Annotated in this window: 17 protein-coding genes and 1 other annotated feature; of the genes, 14 read left to right on the top strand and 3 right to left on the bottom strand. The window is 41.0% G+C overall.

Translation table 11 applies throughout. The features are described 5' to 3' along the window. Positions 1-35: 35 nt before the first annotated feature. The 4 genes from rpmI to ABD006_RS03210 all read left to right on the top strand — a co-directional run bounded on the left by rpmI (position 36) and on the right by ABD006_RS03210 (position 1896). Complete coding sequence (gene rpmI, locus ABD006_RS03225; RefSeq protein WP_044158495.1) at positions 36-233, top strand: 50S ribosomal protein L35; 198 nt, start codon at positions 36-38, stop codon at positions 231-233. A gap of 41 nt (positions 234-274) precedes the next feature. Next, positions 275-631 (top strand): 50S ribosomal protein L20, encoded by a 357-nt coding sequence (rplT, locus tag ABD006_RS03220; RefSeq protein ID WP_044158494.1) that lies wholly within the window; start codon positions 275-277, stop codon positions 629-631. 324 nt (positions 632-955) lie between these two features. Beyond that, on the top strand, positions 956-1228 hold the full coding sequence (locus ABD006_RS03215) for a DUF1294 domain-containing protein (RefSeq protein WP_425542179.1): 273 nt from the start codon (positions 956-958) through the stop codon (positions 1226-1228). Between the two features lie 56 nt (positions 1229-1284). After that, complete coding sequence (locus ABD006_RS03210) at positions 1285-1896, top strand: TVP38/TMEM64 family protein (RefSeq protein ID WP_343837455.1); 612 nt, start codon at positions 1285-1287, stop codon at positions 1894-1896. 82 nt (positions 1897-1978) lie between these two features. Here ABD006_RS03210 and ABD006_RS03205 read toward each other — a convergent pair whose 3' ends face one another. Beyond that, the gene (locus tag ABD006_RS03205; RefSeq protein WP_343837453.1) at positions 1979-2356 is read right to left on the bottom strand and encodes a sigma-w pathway protein ysdB; all 378 of its coding nucleotides are present in this window, start codon (positions 2354-2356) and stop codon (positions 1979-1981) included. A 155-nt stretch (positions 2357-2511) separates the two neighbouring features. On the opposite strand from ABD006_RS03205, the gene ABD006_RS03200 reads away from it, so the two are divergent. The 3 genes from ABD006_RS03200 (at position 2512) to ABD006_RS03190 (ending at position 4751) form a co-directional block, all read left to right on the top strand. After that, positions 2512-3003, top strand: coding sequence for a dUTP diphosphatase (locus ABD006_RS03200; protein WP_343837451.1), 492 nt, complete (start codon positions 2512-2514; stop codon positions 3001-3003). Between the two features lie 77 nt (positions 3004-3080). Next, complete coding sequence (locus ABD006_RS03195) at positions 3081-4166, top strand: M42 family metallopeptidase (RefSeq protein WP_343837449.1); 1086 nt, start codon at positions 3081-3083, stop codon at positions 4164-4166. A 243-nt stretch (positions 4167-4409) separates the two neighbouring features. Then, entirely contained in the window at positions 4410-4751 is a 342-nt protein-coding gene (locus ABD006_RS03190) for a hypothetical protein (protein ID WP_343837446.1), read from the top strand. A gap of 260 nt (positions 4752-5011) precedes the next feature. On the opposite strand, the gene sspI is transcribed toward ABD006_RS03190, so the two are convergent. Further along, complete coding sequence (sspI, locus tag ABD006_RS03185) at positions 5012-5224, bottom strand: small acid-soluble spore protein SspI (protein WP_343837444.1); 213 nt, start codon at positions 5222-5224, stop codon at positions 5012-5014. Between the two features lie 119 nt (positions 5225-5343). On the opposite strand from sspI, the gene ABD006_RS03180 reads away from it, so the two are divergent. The 3 genes from ABD006_RS03180 (at position 5344) to pheT (ending at position 10080) form a co-directional block, all read left to right on the top strand. Then, positions 5344-6087 carry a TrmH family RNA methyltransferase gene (locus ABD006_RS03180; RefSeq protein ID WP_343837441.1) on the top strand — a complete coding sequence of 248 codons (744 nt, stop codon included), beginning with the start codon at positions 5344-5346 and terminating at the stop codon, positions 6085-6087. A 50-nt stretch (positions 6088-6137) separates the two neighbouring features. Next, positions 6138-6374: a binding site (T-box leader), on the top strand. A 223-nt stretch (positions 6375-6597) separates the two neighbouring features. Next, on the top strand, positions 6598-7632 hold the full coding sequence (gene pheS, locus ABD006_RS03175; RefSeq protein WP_343837439.1) for a phenylalanine--tRNA ligase subunit alpha: 1035 nt from the start codon (positions 6598-6600) through the stop codon (positions 7630-7632). A 15-nt stretch (positions 7633-7647) separates the two neighbouring features. After that, the gene (gene pheT / locus ABD006_RS03170; protein WP_343837437.1) at positions 7648-10080 is read left to right on the top strand and encodes a phenylalanine--tRNA ligase subunit beta; all 2433 of its coding nucleotides are present in this window, start codon (positions 7648-7650) and stop codon (positions 10078-10080) included. Between the two features lie 806 nt (positions 10081-10886). Here pheT and rnhC read toward each other — a convergent pair. Continuing rightward, complete coding sequence (rnhC, locus tag ABD006_RS03165; protein ID WP_343837434.1) at positions 10887-11834, bottom strand: ribonuclease HIII; 948 nt, start codon at positions 11832-11834, stop codon at positions 10887-10889. A 283-nt stretch (positions 11835-12117) separates the two neighbouring features. Between rnhC and zapA the strand changes: the two genes are divergently transcribed. From zapA to ABD006_RS03145, 4 genes are all read left to right on the top strand, one after another. Then, positions 12118-12390 carry a cell division protein ZapA gene (gene zapA / locus ABD006_RS03160; protein ID WP_044158476.1) on the top strand — a complete coding sequence of 91 codons (273 nt, stop codon included), beginning with the start codon at positions 12118-12120 and terminating at the stop codon, positions 12388-12390. Beyond that, a complete protein-coding gene (locus ABD006_RS03155) occupies positions 12383-12928 on the top strand; it encodes a CvpA family protein (RefSeq protein ID WP_343837430.1) in 546 nt (181 codons plus the stop codon). The genes zapA and ABD006_RS03155 overlap by 8 nt, the downstream gene beginning before the upstream one ends. 61 nt (positions 12929-12989) lie before the next feature. Beyond that, positions 12990-14720 carry a DNA polymerase/3'-5' exonuclease PolX gene (polX, locus tag ABD006_RS03150; RefSeq protein WP_343837428.1) on the top strand — a complete coding sequence of 577 codons (1731 nt, stop codon included), beginning with the start codon at positions 12990-12992 and terminating at the stop codon, positions 14718-14720. An 8-nt stretch (positions 14721-14728) separates the two neighbouring features. Beyond that, complete coding sequence (locus tag ABD006_RS03145) at positions 14729-17080, top strand: endonuclease MutS2 (RefSeq protein WP_343837424.1); 2352 nt, start codon at positions 14729-14731, stop codon at positions 17078-17080. The last annotated feature ends 17 nt before the right edge of the window (positions 17081-17097 follow it).

The raw sequence follows: 17097 nt of genomic DNA, 5'->3' as shown, positions 1-17097 counted from the left end.
GCAGAGCAGTAATTAATCAAAGGAGGACACACATTATGCCTAAAATGAAAACCCATAAAGGTTCACAAAAACGTTTTAAGAAAACTGGTAATGGTAAAGTAAAACGTGCACATGCGTATACAAGTCACTTGTTTGCGAATAAATCCACAAAACAGAAGCGTAAATTGCGTAAATCCGCTCTTGTTTCTAGCAGTGATATGAAACGCATCAGCTCAATGCTACCTAAAAAGTAAGAAAAAACAACGATAGATAAGATTATTAGGAGGGAACAACTATGCCACGTGTAAAAGGCGGTACAGTAACACGCAGACGTCGTAAACGTGTTCTAAAGTTAGCGAAAGGTTATTATGGTTCAAAGCATGCACTATTCAAAACAGCAAAGCAGCAAGTAATGAAATCCGGTCAATATGCTTACCGTGACCGTAAACAAAGAAAACGTAATTTCCGTAAACTATGGATTGCCCGTATTAATGCTGCGGCTCGTATGAATGATATTTCTTATAGTCGCCTTATGCACGGTCTAAGAGAAGCTGGTATTGAAGTAAACCGTAAGATGCTTGCTGATCTTGCCGTAAATGATGAACAGGGCTTTGCTAACCTGGTTGCTAAAGCTAAAGACGCACTTAAATAATAACGGTTAAGAATGAGAAAGGCTGGCTTGATGCCAGTCTTTTTTCATGGTCTAGGAAATTATAAAATAAGCGATTTGTGGATAAGAAAAACAGGAGAGGCCACGTCCGGCTCCAGCGCCCAGCGACTAGCGAGACTTCCTTCACCTCCGTACGATAAGTCAACATCGACTCACAAGGTTCGTCGTGTTTCCTTTATCTCCTACGGCTCAGTCCAGTCCGTACGTCGCTAAACGGGCGCTTCCGCCTTTGTTCTGGTCCCAAATATCAGTTTTTGTTACAGCCTGGAAAGAAATTTTTTACGATTTTGAAAGAGGGAGAGAGCATTGCTTAAACAAGTTTTCATCATTTATCTGGTGTTGATGAATATTTTCGGATTTTTATCTATGGGTTGGGATAAACGGAAGTCCATGAAAGGAAAATGGCGTACCTCGGAGGCTAAGCTGTTTTTCATCGCCGTTATTGGTGGTGCGTTAGGAAGTACGATGGGGATGTATGTCTTTCGCCACAAAACAAAGAAATGGAGGTTCAGAGTGGGGTTCCCGCTTTTAACATTCTTAATAATAGCTGCACTTCTTTTTCTAACAACACTGTCATAAAGGCTCGTCTTATGTCATATACATAAAACAAACATCATCAGGGAAGGGGCTCCATCATGGAACAGCTTACTTCTTGGGTATTTACAATCGTAGAGTCCAGTGGAATGTTTGCTCCGGTACTATTTATTGGCATGCATTTATTAAGACCCCTTTTTTTCATGCCTGTAGCTTTCATTTGTATTTCTGGCGGGATATTGTTTGGAATGGTCTCGGGCACGATTTATTCGGTGATAGGCATTACTTTATCCAGTCTGTTCTTTTATCGTTTTCTCGTTTATATGCCCAAAACCTTTAAAAGGTTAATCAGATTGAAGGCTAAAATATTGGGAGAAAAAAGGCAGATTTCTAAAGGGCAGATTTTTCTGTTGCGTTTAATGCCCTTTATCCATTTTCATTTATTATCCCTTTGTATTTTGGAAATTTCACGGAATTATAAAGAGTATTTTAAGCTATCATTCCTATCTAATGTTCCGTTAGCCGTTGTCTATACAACGTTTGGTCAGTGGATTGCAAGCCTGTCTCCAATAATTATGGCAGCTGCTGTAATTGTTATTCTTCCGATGATTTACTTATTAAGACAAAAAGAGATTGTCGTCAGCTGGGAGGAATTTTTCCGTAAAGATCATCAAGTAAGCCAGGGATCCCCCTCCATGAACAGGGTTAGTTAGTATAAATAGAGAAATCCCCTTTGTCAGTGTTTGTTCTGAACAGGGGATTTCTGCTGTTTGCACAGTCACCTCCGCTTTTCGTTTAATCAAATATTTTTTTGATTGGGTGGCGCCATTCGACTTTTGCGTGGGGGTAGCGGATGAGAATTTCTTTTTCAATGAAATAGAGATCCTCCCGGGAAATCCCTACTAAACGATCAGGACTTCTGGTGCTTACCGATATGGTGACGACTTCAAAAGCATCCTCTGTGGTTCCTAAGTATTTCTCACCTTCAAATAAAGCTCCTTTATACGTAAGTAAAAAGTTCTTTTTTACATTTTCTTCATCATAGAAGTAAAAGGATTGATTTTCCTGAGCGATTTCAAGTTTACGTTTAGGATTTACGATATACTTATAAGCCGCATAGATAAAAAAGATAATAGCGAAAATGATCAATAAACGAAATAAAATGATGATCATGGTGAAATCGACTCCTACATATATAAATTTAGACCTGTTGATTATATTTGTTTACGACTGGTATGCAGATAAGGTTTCATTTTTGCTATAATTACATGAGAAATTTATCTTAAAAAGACTTAACCTCATCACTACATAAAAAGGAGATTGGAAGTATGAACTGGGATTTGTTATTTCAAATGCAAAATGAATTAGATCAGCGTATAAAAAAAGAACACAAGCTGGAAGATCAGAATATTGTTCAGGAAAAAATCCTGGCATTGCTTGTTGAAATTGGGGAGCTGGCCAATGAAACCAGATGCTTTAAGTTTTGGAGTAACAAAGGTCCGAATGATCAGGCGGTTATTCTTGAAGAGTATGTAGATGGCTTGCATTTTATCATTTCTCTTGGTCTTGAATTTGGATTTACCTATAATGGTCTACATGAAGGCGGACAAGCATTAGAATCCAGTACAACAGACCAGTTTCTTCTAGTTTACGAAAAGGCGATTACGTTTAAAAACGAGCAGAACCAGGAGCTTTATGACCAGTTGTTCGATTCCTTTCTGCGATTGGGAGAGGGTCTCGGCTTTGAGGAGGAAATGATTCAAAGGGCTTATGTTAATAAGAACGAAGTGAACCATCAGCGGCAGGATACAGGATATTAATCCTTCTATTTTGTTAAATGTATGAAAGACAGGTATAATAAGGAATGGATGTATACATATAAAGGAGGAGCAGACATATGGTAAAACTTGATGAAACACTGACCATGCTTAAAGATTTAACCGATGCAAAAGGGATTGCTGGTCATGAAAAAGAGCCAAGAGAAGTGATGCGTAAATACATAGCCCCATATGCTGACGAAGTATTCACCGATGGATTAGGCAGTCTGATCGCTAAAAAAACGGGCGATGAGAATGGCCCTAAAGTGATGGTTGCCGGCCACTTGGATGAAGTTGGTTTTATGGTTACCCGTATTGATGACGATGGATTTGTTTATTTCCAGACAGTGGGTGGCTGGTGGAGCCAGGTTATGCTTGCTCAACGCGTAACCATTTTAACGAAAAAAGGTGAAGTAACAGGCGTTATTGGTTCTAAACCTCCACATGTCCTTTCAGCTGAGGCAAGGAAAAAACCAATTGATATTAAGGATATGTTTATTGATATTGGAGCTTCCAGTAAAGAAGAAGCAGCTGAATTTGGTGTTGTCCCTGGTGATTCTGTAGTTCCATATTTTGATTTCACGGTTATGAACAATGAAAAGATGCTGCTGGCCAAGGCTTGGGATAATCGTATTGGTTTAGCTATTGCCATTGATGTATTAAAGCAGCTTAAAGAAGAAAAACACCCAAATGTAGTTTATGGTGTTGGAACGGTTCAGGAAGAAGTTGGACTTCGCGGAGCTAAAACTGCAACCCATGCTATTCAGCCTGATGTAGGCTTTGCAGTAGATGTGGGAATTGCTGGTGATACACCGGGTATTTCTGATAAAGATGCATCCAGTAAAATGGGGGATGGCCCGCAAATTATTTTATATGATGCATCGATGATTTCTCATAAGGGACTTCGTGATTTTGTTGTGGATACTGCTGATAAGAATAATATTCCTTATCAATTTGCTTCCATGGCAGGTGGCGGAACAGATTCAGGTTCCATTCATTTAACCGCTAACGGTGTCCCAGCCCTGTCCATTACCATTGCAACACGTTATATTCATACACATGCGGCCATGCTGCACCGTGATGATTTTGAAAATGCCGTGAAGCTGATTGTGGAGGTCATTAAAGGCCTAGACGCCGATACTGTAAAGGAAATCAAGTTTGACTAAGGATGTAAAAGCATGTGGTCTTTGTTTAAAAGATCATATGCTTTTTCCTTTTTGTTCTTCTTCAGGGTTAAGATGCTGAACAAATTATGATAGAAAGATGGTGGTTTGATTAGGAAATTATGGAAATGCGCTATATAAGGGGAGGCGAATATTTTGGAGGCAAAGGCAAAAACAAACAAAAGTTTATGGGGATGGATTGCTCCAATTAGGAGCACTTATTAATTTATTCACCTTATTTCCTGTTTGGATGGAGGACGTATTGTAACGGTTTTATCAACGAAAATCTGGCTGATTGGCCTGCTTATTCTGTTACCTGTTATTTTTATTTCGCCTGATCCGATTTTATTTTTAATTGTCATTTTCGGGGCTTTAAACTGGTGGGAGCGTTTTAAGGAAAGAGATCAAGTCAGTTTGTTATTGTCTGAACTCTCTATTTTAAATGAACTTGAGCATGATAGAAATCAGGCCTATGTACAGACAGATGAACGCAGTAATCAGATAAAAGTGCTGAGAATTCAGTTGTTAACCAAGCAGGAAGAAGTACAATCGTATTTTACAAAACAGCCGGAAAACGAAGAAAAATAAAATAAGCAAATTAAAGAAGTATGTGTTCAGCTTTCATGCACATACTTCTTTTTATAAGCCCAAACACCGACACTAGAACGTCCTGTTCGTCGTGGGAGGAAGGCCTAGCAAGGTGAGACCCTCAGTGCGATAGCATGAGGAGACTCACCAGCCGCCCGAACGCTCATTTTAGGTCATACTAATATTTATGGCACGACATACATCATAATTAAAGCGACAACTTATTACGAAACGAGGTTTCATTAAGATAAAATTTACTTTTATTGATTTTTCAACCCATCTTCAATTACCTGCAAAACATCCTCTTTTTCCGATTCATCGGCATTTTTCCAGTATACCTCAAAAATGACGCCCAGGCCTGGAAGGGTCTTTTCCTCTCCTCCCTGGATGGCATCAACAATGGTTGCCTCTAAATCATCAGCACTGTTACCTGAAATGTTGTGAAGGACAGCTTTTCGCAAATCTAAATCCATTTCGTAGTCACCTCATTTTTTTCAGCTTTGATAACCTTAGTTTGACCTTTTATTAGTAAAGTATGTATGATAAAGGGGATTCGTATGCAAAAGTACTGAAGATGCAGGTGAAAAATTCAATGATTGATTCTTTACAAAATAAAAAGGTGAAGTACTGGAACAAATTGAAAAGAAAAAAGGATCGCATGAAAAACGGTTCTTTTTTAATTGAAGGGGAGCATTTGCTGGAAGAGGCTATAAACAGCGATTGGACAGTTAAGGAAATCATTATCAAAAACGATTATGAGCGTTCTTTGCTTCAGACTGAGGCTATTCCTGTTACAGAAGTAAGTGAAAAAGTATTTACAACCCTGACAAGCACTGAAACCCCACAGGGAATTATGGCAGAAGTGGAAATGAAGCAATCCAAGGTACCTGAGAACGCCCGAAAGCTTGTGCTGCTGGATGCGATACAGGATCCAGGCAATCTGGGTACGATGATTCGAACGGCAGATGCCCTGGGATTCGATGGAATTATTTTAGGGAGAGGCTGTGTGGATCTGTTCAATGATAAGGTTATACGTTCCACCCAGGGTTCGTTTTTTCATCTTCCTATTTTGTTTAAGGACTTGTATTCAGAAATGGATGCTTTAAAAGAAGATGGATTTTCGATCTGGGCTACAGCATTACGGAATGCCGTGTCGATAGAAGAGCAGTCCGTACCGGAAAAGGTGGCAGTGATACTGGGCAATGAAGGGAATGGGGTACAGGCGAGCTTGTTGGAAAAGGCGGATCAAAGCGTCTACATTCCGATTAAAGGTGAAGCCGAATCTTTAAATGTTAGTATTGCTGCAGGAATTATGATGTACAAAATTCAACTCTAACTTGCAATTTTTTTGCTGATTTTCTATAATATCATCATAACTAAAGATGAGAAAAAGCGTGGAAAGAGTCCAGTAAATGATGACTAAGCGGCAGACAGGGAGAAATGCCACAGACTGAAAGCATTTTTGCCGCCTCATGATTGAAATTTCGCTCTGGAGCTGACACCAGGACCTTGCTTGATGCAAGTAAAGGTGTACCGGTTTATCCGTTATGAAAATGAAGTGGGCATACAGAATACGTATGTCAACGAGGGTGGTAACACGGAATGTAGAGTCTCGTCCCTTTTTAAAGGGGTGGGGCTTTTTTTAATGCGCTGGCCACGTCCGGCTCCAGCGCCCAGCGACTAGCGAGACTTCCTTCACCTCCGTACGATAAGTCAACATCGACTCACAAAGTTCGTCGTGTTTCCTTTATCTCCTACGGCTCAGTCCAGTCCGTACGTCGCTAAACGGGCGCTTCCGCCTTTGTTCACCGTCTCATTGTTTAAAGCAAATAAAGGAGGATGGAAAATGAAAGAACGTCTTGAGGAACTAAAACAGGAGGCTTTAACGAAGATTGCTGAAGCTGGCGATACCAGACAGCTGCAGGAAGTCCGCGTTTCCTATCTGGGAAAGAAGGGCCCAATCACTGAGGTACTACGAGGAATGGGAAAGCTGCCGAAAGAAGAGCGACCGGTGATTGGTCAGCTGGCAAATGAGGTTCGTGAAGTCATCTCCAAGGAATTAGATACAAAACAGGAGCAGTTGGAACAGAAGGCACTTGAAGCGCAGTTAGCAGAGGAATCCATCGATGTTACCCTGCCAGGCTATTCCCAGCCTACAGGAGGCCCTCATCTTCTGACAAAGCTGATTGAGGATATTGAGGATTTGTTTATTGGAATGGGCTTTGAAGTAGCAGAAGGCCCTGAAGTTGAACAGGATTATTATAACTTTGAGGCGCTTAATCTGCCTAAAGGACATCCGGCCCGTGATATGCAGGACTCCTTCTACATTACTGAGGAGCTGTTAATGCGCACCCATACGTCCCCTGTTCAGGCCAGAACAATGGAGAAGCATGAAGGCAGAGGACCCGTTAAGATTATTTGCCCTGGTAAGGTTTATCGACGGGATACGGATGATGCTACCCATTCCCACCAATTTACACAAATTGAAGGTTTGTATGTGGATGAAAATGTCCGAATGAGTGACTTGAAGGGTGTTCTAAATTCCTTTGCTAAGCAGGTGTTTGGCCAGAACCGCGAAATTCGTCTGCGTCCTAGCTTTTTCCCTTTCACAGAACCATCTGTAGAGATGGACATTTCCTGTAAAATGTGCCATGGAGAGGGATGCTCAGTCTGTAAGCATTCCGGATGGATTGAAATTTTAGGAGCAGGTATGGTTCATCCAAATGTTTTACGTATGGCTGGTTTCGATCCTGAGAAGTATTCCGGATTTGCATTCGGAATGGGACCTGAGCGAATTGCCATGTTGAAATATGGAATTGAGGATATCAGACATTTCTATACCAATGATGTTCGTTTCTTAAAACAATTCCATCAAGCATAAAGGAGGAAATGGAAAATGCTTTTATCATTAAATTGGTTAAAACAATATGTAGATCTTGATGATATATCTCCGGACGACCTGGCTGAGAAAATTACCAAAGGCGGAATTGAAGTCGATGGTGTTGAAAAGCTTGGGGAAGGGTTAAAAAATATCGTTGTTGGGTATGTGAAATCATGTGAACAGCATCCCGATGCAGATAAACTCAATGTGTGCCAGGTCGATGTTGGCGAAGAAGAATTACAAATCATCTGTGGTGCACCGAATGTTGCGGCAGGCCAGAAAGTAGTCGTTGCCAAGCCAGGTGCGAGACTTCCAGGCGGCATGAAAATTAAAAAGACGAAGCTTCGTGGAGAAGTATCCAATGGTATGATTTGTTCCCTGCAGGAGCTTGGAGTCGAGCAGAAATTTGTTCAAAAAGAATTTGAGGATGGTATTTTTGTCCTTCCTGAAGATGCGGAAACAGGTAGTGATGCTGTTGATTTGCTTAATCTAAACGATACCATTTTAGACTTAGATATTACACCGAATCGGGCAGACAGCTTCAGCATGATTGGGATGGCTTATGAAGTGGCAGCCATTTTAGATAAAGATCTGCATCTGCCGGACGTGAAAGCAGAGCGAACGGATGAAAGTGCTGCTGACTATGTACAGGTGAAGGTTGAGGACCCTGATTTGAACCCTTACTATGGGGCCTATGTAGTCAAAAATATACAGATTGGGCCTTCTCCATTATGGATGAGAAATCGCCTGATCGCTGCAGGAATCCGTCCGATAAATAACGTAGTCGATATTACTAACTATGTATTGATGGAATACGGGCAGCCGCTGCACGCTTTTGATTTGGACCGCTTCAATTCCAGTGAAGTAGTTGTCAGAAGAGCACGTAAAGGAGAAACCATGACTACCCTGGATGGTGAAGAGCGGGATTTACAGGAGGACCACCTTCTTATTACAAATGGTAAGGAAGGAATGGCCCTTGCCGGTGTTATGGGCGGTGCTGATTCTGAGGTGAAGGATGACACCACTACAGTCTTAGTAGAAGCGGCTTACTTCAACCCACTAACTGTACGAAAATCTTCTAAAGATCATGGTCTTCGCAGTGAATCAAGTATTCGATTTGAACGCGGGGTAGACCCTGAACGTGTAAAAGAAGCAGGACTTCGTGCGTGTCAGCTGATGGAGCAATATGCTGGCGGAGAAGTTTTATCAGGCATCGCAGAGTTTGATGAGCAGAAAATTGAACAATCCATTGTTGAATTTGATGCAGAAACCATCAATAGCCGGCTTGGAACGGATATTTCAGTGGATGAGATGAAGCATATCCTGCATCGTTTGCGTTTTTCATTTGAAGAAAAGGATGCCCATTTTACGGTTTACGCACCATCAAGACGTGGAGACATTCAGATTGTTGAAGATATGCTGGAGGAAATTGCCCGGATTTATGGCTATGATAATCTTCCTTATACACTCCCTGAAGGAGCGTCAAATGCAGGCGGCCTAACGAAAAAGCAGAAATTGAAACGTAGTATACATCGCTACATGCAAAGTGCCGGATTAAATGAAGCCATGACCTATTCCTTAACACGGGAAGAAAACACAGCTAAATTTATGGATCAAACCATTCGTGCACAAGAGCCAAAAGCTGTGAAGCTGGCGATGCCAATGAGTGAAGCCCATAGCCATCTACGGTTAAGTATTTTGCCTGAGCTGTTATCAAGTCTTCAATATAATTTAGCTCGACGTCAGCAGGATGTGGCCCTTTATGAATTAGGAGCCATTTATGTGAATACAGAAGAAAACCTTTCAAAGCAGCCAGATGAACAGCTTCGTCTGAGTGCTGCCATTACCGGTACATGGGTAAACCAGCAATGGCAAAAAGAAGTCAAAGCGGTAGACTTTTATGTGCTGAAAGGTGTAGCAGAAGGATTGCTGGACACCCTTCATATTCAGAATGCTTCATTTGAACCTCTGAAAATGGAGGAGATGCATCCGGGAAGAACTGCGGCGATATCGGTTAACGGTGAACATGTCGGCTTTATTGGTCAGATTCACCCTGCTGTGCAAAAAGAGATGGACCTGACAGACACGTATGTTTTTGATCTGGATGCTGATCGGTTATTAGAAATCACCATGGAGAATGAAGAATCCTATGAGCCTATTCCACGTTATCCATCCGTTACACAGGATCTGGCTTTTGTTGTTGATGAAGATACACTTGCAAGACATATGATGGATGTCATTGAACAGGCTGGTCAGCCATATTTGAAGGATATTCAGGTATTTGATATTTATCAGGGTGAACATATGGAAGAAGGAAAGAAATCCATTGCCTTTAACGTAAGGTTCCAGGACCCGGAGGCTACCCTGAAAGATGAACAAGTAGAGAAAGCGCGAAAACAAATTGTTGATGCCGTTGAAAATAGCTTCCAGGCAGAACTGAGAGGTTAGTCATAATTGAGAATGGTCCTGTTAAGGGGGAGATATCCCTTAACAGGACCATTTTTTTGATAGCTCATAAATTCACTTCATTCGTCAGATACTATCCTACATATAAAACATATAAAGAAACGATGGTGGATATGAAACGGAGCATGAGTCGGAATGCTGTGCCTTATCATATTTTAGTAACGATACATTTCATTCAGTTATTCTTTAGCTTCTACAAATATAAGAACAAAAAGCAACTTTTTATTCTCCTGCTTTCCAGTGCTGGTTTAGCCTGTTTATTTGAATTTTTGATCTTAAATTATTTGAGAGCTTATCAATATAAACCGAAACTTTTAAAGAATCCCTATCATGACAATGTTTTAGGCGGAATTCTCTCACAGGTGGTTTATATCCCATTTACCGCTGTTACTGGGAAAAGCCTTTACATGGCATAAACACTTCAAAGTGGAACCCTTATATTCAATGATTCTTTCCTTTATTTGTTCTGTATTCATTAAGTTCTTTAAAGGGACATTAACAGGCTATTTATCATCCTTCTTTGCTTTAAAAGTCCTGGATTACGGGATGAAGCAATTTCACATGTTTCAATTAATCAAAGATAAAGGATATCATCACATTTATCATCTGTTTGTTATTCTTATGACAAATTATTATTATCGCATGATATACAAGTAACCCAAAGATGATATATGCTTTAAAATTCACTGAAGAATGTTTGCAGGAGATTAATTCTGACTGATGAATAGACCCCATAGACTTGTCTGCAAAGCAGCTGTCATGGGGTTTCTTTCAATAGTCTTAACAGTTCACTTCCTTTTTCTTTGTTCATTTTTTAGTTTCAGTATTTGTTCTGCTTTTTGATAATTGGAAAAGTGAACTTTGGAATATTGATCAAGAGCCTGTTTTCCTCGACTTCGTATGATTTTCGCCGCCTGCTCATCTACTTTTTTACTGGCTCCTTTTTGAAGCTGGAAACCGACTTCACCGGATAGACGATCCATTTCCTTTACAAACTTGGCACGGGCAATAATCGATGCGGCTGCGACTGCGATGGAATGACTTTCAGCTTTGGTAATAAAATGAATTTTGTCAGGCATACGTTTTTGTTCAGACTTTAAATGGCGTTCAAACACGCTTGGCTGGCAAAACTGGTCAACGAGGATTCCATCCAGGGAGTTTGTACCTGTTCTATCTTTAACCTTCATGATTGCATGGTAGTGAAGCATAGCCTTCATTTTCCCCTGCGTCCATCCCTTTTGCTGCAGACGGTTATATTTCTCGTTATGTAAGACCATTAAACTATAAGGGATTTCAGCTAATTTGATTTGTTTGGCAATCTCCTGAATTTTATCATCGGACATGGCCTTTGAATCCTTAACCCCTAATTCCTTTAATAAGGGGATTTTTGACTCGGCTACATAAGCCGCAGCCGCTGTTAATGGACCAAAGAAGTCACCTGAGCCTGCTTCATCTGAGCCGATGTGACTCTGATTCACAAATGAAGGGGGCGTTGCATGGGATTGATTCTGGCTGTGCTGATTTTTATCAGGGGAATGCCCCCATTTCATAGCCTCAGATTCATGGCTTTTCCCTTGAAATAAAACTTTTCCGGATTTGTATGCAGTGATGGAACATCCGTTTACTTTGGCAGCAAAAAGGGTATGTACAGGGGGATTGGACTTTAACTGACCTTTATAATATTCTTCCATTTTCTTTAAAACCTCTTTGGAAGCTTTTATTACACTTTGTGACATATATTGAATCTCCTTTCGCTATCAGTCAGGGGTAACTTCCCTTGTTGAAGTCTCACTATATCACGTTAAAACGAACTGTATTTCTCCTCGAAGGCAATAGGGAGGAGAAACAGTTCGTAATGCCCTGATAAGTTTCGCTATCAATCAAGGGTTCCCCTTGATTGAAGTCTCACTATAGTATATCAAATGAAATCATTCTGCATATTCTTTTATTGTTTGATTTCCATCTATGAAAATTCGTGTTAATATAATTTTTAGGATGTTATATAAGGGGGCTTTGTAAGTGTCTCATTCAGATCAGAATAGAACAACCGTATACATTCTTAATAGAAAATATACAATTGTTGGTGATGAACCTCCTCATCACATAGAGCATGTAGCAGATTTAGTTGATCAGAAAATGAAGGAAATTCAGGAAAACAATCCGCGGCTGGATACAGCAAAACTGGCTGTGTTAACGGCGGTAAATACGATGAATGAATACATACAATTACAAGAGGAATATCGATTGCTAACGGAGCAAACGAGAAGAGGGGAACGGAGAAAAAATGGTTGACATCATACTTCTGGCTGTTTTGCTGGTTGGATTACTTGTAGGCCTCAAACGGGGATTTATCATGCAGGTGATGCATCTGACCGGTTTTATTATAGCCTTTATCATCGCTGCACTATACTATGACGAACTGGCACCAATTCTTACAATGTGGATTCCTTATCCTGATTTTGGACAGGAGGGCTTCGGGGCATTTTTTGACAATATGCCTTTGGAAACAGCCTTTTATAATGGAATAGCCTTTGTTATTTTGTTTTTTATTGTAAAAATTGTTTTACAGATTATCGCAAATATGCTCGATTTCATAGCCGAACTCCCTATTTTACATAGTGTTAATGGCCTTCTGGGAGCTGTACTGGGATTTTTCGAGACGTATTTTATTTTGTTTATACTTCTTTATTTTTCAGCACTTATTCCCATTGATTTTATTCAGCAATATGTGGGTGATTCATCTATTGCTCAATTTATGATCGAACATACACCGTTATTCTCTGAGCAGATTACGAATTTATGGGATAACCATATCTCTGAGGCTTTCTAAACTTCTCCTAATTTGAGAGAAGTTTTTTCTTTACTGGACACGATAAAAGTAGGTGATAAAAATGAATGTGAATAAAAAACAGGTTATTCAATTGCTTGAAAAGATTGCTGTGTATCTTGAATTAAAAGCAGAAAATCCGTTTAAAATTTCAGCCTATCGAAAAGCGGCACAGGCTTTAGAATCAGACGATCGTTCCCTATCAGAAATAGATGATTTTACAAAAATGAAAGGGATTGGCAAGGGAACGGCTGCAGTTATTCAGGAGTTCGTTGAAAATGGTCAATCTGAAACATTGAGGCAGCTTGAAGCGGATGTTCCTCCTGGCCTTATTCCGCTTTTGGATTTACAAGGGCTTGGAGGCAAAAAGCTTGCCAAGCTGTATCAGGAGCTGGACGTTGTCGATGCCCCATCCTTAAAAGAAGCATGTGAGAGTGGAAAAGTAGAAGGACTAAGTGGGTTTGGAAAGAAAACGGCAGAAAAAATACTGAAGGCTTTGGAGGATCACTCCAAAAGACCTGAAAGATTACCGATCGTGTTTATGCTTCCTATTGTGGAAAGGATAGAGGACGAGCTGGCGTCTTTCGGGCATATCATTCAATTTTCACGAGCCGGCAGTATTCGCAGATATAAAGAAACCATTAAAGATTTAGACTTTATCATCGCAACAAATCATCCTGAAAAAGTGAAGGAACAGCTGCTAAAGCTGGATCATATTGAGCATGTGGAGGCTGCGGGTACAACAAAGATAACCGTCATTTTAAATGAGGGCTATGAGGTATCTGTAGATTTCAGACTTGTTGAACCTCAGGAATTTGCAACCACTCTGCACCATTTCACCGGTTCTAAGGATCATAATGTTTCCATGCGTCAGTTAGCTAAGGAACAAAATGAAAAAATCAATGAATATGGCGTGGAGAATGTTGAAACAGGTGAGATTATCACCTTCGATAGTGAAGAGGAATTCTTCCATCATTTTGGTCTGGAATTCATACCCCCGGAGCTTCGTGAGAATACCGGTGAAATTGAAGAAGCCCGTGCGCCTCTTACCCTGATTTCCCAGGATGATATCCAGGGGGATTTGCATATGCACACAACCTGGAGCGACGGTGCCCAGTCCCTGGAGGAAATGGTAATCAGGGCGAGAGAAAAGGAGTATTCCTATATTGCTATTACCGACCACTCAAAATATTTGCGAGTTGCAAATGGACTAAACGAAGAACGGCTGCGGAAACAAAGAGAGGAAATCAATCGTGTGAATGAAAAATATGATGATATTCATGTGTTCGCAGGGATCGAAATGGATATTTTGCCGGACGGGACATTGGATTTTTCCGAGGATTTCCTGAAAGAAATGGATTTTGTTATTGCTTCCATTCACTCGAGCTTCACACAATCCAAAGACAGAATTATGCAGCGACTGAAAAATGCCATGGATTGCCCTTATGTAAATATAATTGCCCACCCAACAGGTAGATTGATTGGCAAAAGGTCCGGATATGAAGTAGACTATGAAGAGCTTATTCAATATGCAAAAAAGACAAATACAGCTTTGGAATTAAACGCGAATCCCAACCGGCTTGATCTGGCCTGGAACTGGCTGATGAAAGCACAGGAGGAGGGTGTCCGTATTGCAATTAATACAGATGCCCACAGCTATACTATGCTTGAGGATATGTCGATTGGAGTAAGCTTTGCAAGAAAAGGAAAACTAAAGCCGGAAACGGTATTAAATACATGGTCAACGGAAGAATTAGCTCAATTTCTTTCGGACGGAAAAACGTTAAAGGAGTAAATGGCAACATGAATGAAAGAGTCTTGAAAACACTTGAGTTCGATAAAATCAAAGAGCAGCTCATAGGCTTTGCCGGATCGTCCCTGGGAAAAGAAGAGGCATCGAAGCTTTACCCGTCGAATCAACTCCCGGAGGCTCAAAGATGGCAGGAGGAAACAGATGAAGCCAGACAGGTTTTACGGCTGAAAGGGCAAATCCCCCTGGGTGGAATTTTTGATATCCGCCCCCATGTGAAACGGGCAAATATCGGGGGTATTCTAACAGCTTTTGAATGTCTGGATGTCGCCAGTACGATGAGAGCCGGCAAAATCCTTAAGCAATTTATAGCAGATATTGAAGAGGAGGAGCTTGCCCTCCCAATTCTTAGAGAACGAACAGAGCAGATTGTTGTTTTGAACGAACTGGAGCGAAATATTAAGTCCTGTATTGATGATCATGGCCATGTCATGGATGGAGCAAGTGAAAAGCTGCGGTCAATCCGCTCCAAAATCCGCTCTCATGAAAACAGTGTCAGAGACCGCCTGGAACAATATACAAAATCAAAAAGTAAGATGCTGTCAGATGCTATCGTTACGATTCGTAATGATCGTTATGTGCTGCCGGTTAAACAGGAATATCGGGGTTCATTTGGCGGCATTGTCCACGACCAGTCATCTTCCGGTGCAACTTTATTTATTGAACCGCAATCAGTCGTAGAATCAAATAATAAATTGCAGGCGGCAAAGGTGGAAGAGAAACAGGAAATTGAAAAGATTCTCCAGGAATTATCAGCTCAGATTGCAGAGGACCAGGGATTTATCTTACAGAATACCGAGGTTTTACAGAAAATGGACTTCCTGGCAGCAAAGGCGAAGTTCAGTAAAGAAATGGATGCGGCTAAACCCGCGATGAATGATCAGGGTTATATAAAAATGAGGCAGGCACGCCATCCCCTCATTGATTCGGATGAAGTTGTTCCAAATGATGTGGAAATTGGCAAGGAATACACCTCCATAGTTATTACAGGCCCTAATACGGGAGGAAAAACCGTTACTTTAAAAATGATTGGCCTATGTACCCTTATGGCTCAATCGGGTTTACAGGTCCCTGCTTTAGATGGCTGTGAATTGGCTGTGTTTGATGATGTATTTGCGGATATCGGCGATGAACAATCCATAGAGCAGAGCTTAAGTACCTTCTCCTCTCATATGACCAATATTGTTGAGATACTAAAAGGTGTGCATGAAAAGACTCTTGTCCTGTTTGATGAGCTTGGAGCCGGGACTGACCCGCAGGAAGGGGCGGGACTGGCAATGGCTATTTTAGATGAAGTAATCTCCAGAAGAGCAAGAGTCATAGCAACTACTCACTATCCTGAATTAAAGGCGTACGGATTTAATCGGGAAGGAGTTATGAATGCGTCTGTCGAATTTGATGTAAAAACCCTGCGTCCTACCTACCGATTATTATTAGGTGTTCCAGGACGAAGCAATGCGTTTGAAATTTCCAGACGACTTGGTTTAGAAGAAAAGGTCATTAACCAGGCTAAATCTCTGACTGGACAGGATTCACAGAGTGTGGAAAATATGATTGCCTCACTTGAAGAAGCTCGTAAAAAAGCGGATGAAGACTATGAACAGGCAGAAGAAATCCTGAAAGAATCCTATCAGCTCAGAAAAGAGTTAGAAGAAAAATGGCGTCAATTTGAACAGCGAAAAGAAAAGCTCCTGGAAAAGGCGGAACAAAAAGCAGAAAAGGAAGTAAAGAGGGCAAGAAAAGAAGCCGAAGAAATCATAGATAAATTACAAAATATGAAAAACAGTGCTGAAATTAAAGAGCATGAATTAATTGATGCGAAAAAGCAGCTATCAGAAGCGAATGTGAATTTAACAGGCAGTCATCAGAAGCAGGAAATCGAACAGAAGGATACGAAAGAGCTTGAGCCGGGAGATGAGGTAAAGGTTAAATCCTTGAACCAGCAGGGATCCATTGTTGAAAAGATCAGTGAAAAGGAATATCAGGTTCAGCTTGGAATGATGAAGGTGAAGGCAAAACGGGAGAACCTTGTGTTCATTAAACGTCCGGAGCCACCTAAAGAGGAAAAGCCGACAACCAGTGTGAAGGGCCGAACCTACCACGTAAAAACAGAGCTTGATTTACGCGGAAAACGCTATGAGGATGCCTTACAGGAATTAGAGAAATATGTAGATAACGCCTTGCTGGCAGGCTATCCCCGGGTTTCCATTATTCATGGTAAAGGGACAGGTGCCTTACGTAAGGGTGTACAGAAATTTGCAGAACGCCATCCATCCATTACAGACCAGCGTTTAGGCGGAATGAGTGAAGGTGGATCAGGTGTTACCGTGCTGGAACTTGGATAGCGAGGGATGAGGAGGAC

The organism is Salinibacillus aidingensis, assembly GCF_039522525.1.
GTDB lineage: Bacteria > Bacillota > Bacilli > Bacillales > Alkalibacillaceae > Salinibacillus > Salinibacillus aidingensis.
The sequence above is the reverse complement of the archived record's forward strand: the minus strand, read 5'-3'. Positions and strand labels throughout refer to the sequence as shown.